The organism is Sulfitobacter sp. CW3, from assembly GCF_019392245.1.
Taxonomy (GTDB): Bacteria; Pseudomonadota; Alphaproteobacteria; order Rhodobacterales; family Rhodobacteraceae; genus Sulfitobacter.
In genome coordinates this window covers 1-260 of record NZ_JAHXRL010000355.1, presented here as the reverse complement: position 1 = coordinate 260, position 260 = coordinate 1, and the positions used below count along the sequence as shown (strand labels likewise).

The 260-nt window shown below is 80.0% G+C and carries 1 pseudogene; it reads left to right on the top strand.

The annotated features are described in order from the left end of the window. Positions 1 to 72: 72 nt before the first annotated feature. Positions 73 to 260: pseudogene (locus KZZ06_RS21390) on the top strand (amidase); the annotation flags it as partial.

The following is a 260-nucleotide window of genomic DNA, read 5'->3' as shown; positions in this document are numbered from 1 at the left end:
GCCGCCCGCGAAGCCCGCTACGGGCCTGACCGGGCCGCTCGCCCGCTGGATCGCGCATCGCGAGGAGGAGTCATGACCCGGATCGACGCGGCGGGCCCGCTCTGGACCCTCTCGGCCGCGGCCCTGGGGCGCCGCTACGCCGCCGGGACGGCGAGCCCGGTCACGGCCGCCCGCGCCTGCCTGGAGCGGGCCGAGGCCGTGAACCCCACGCTCAACGCCCTCGTCGCCGTCGATCCCGAGGGCGCGGAGCGCGCCGCCGC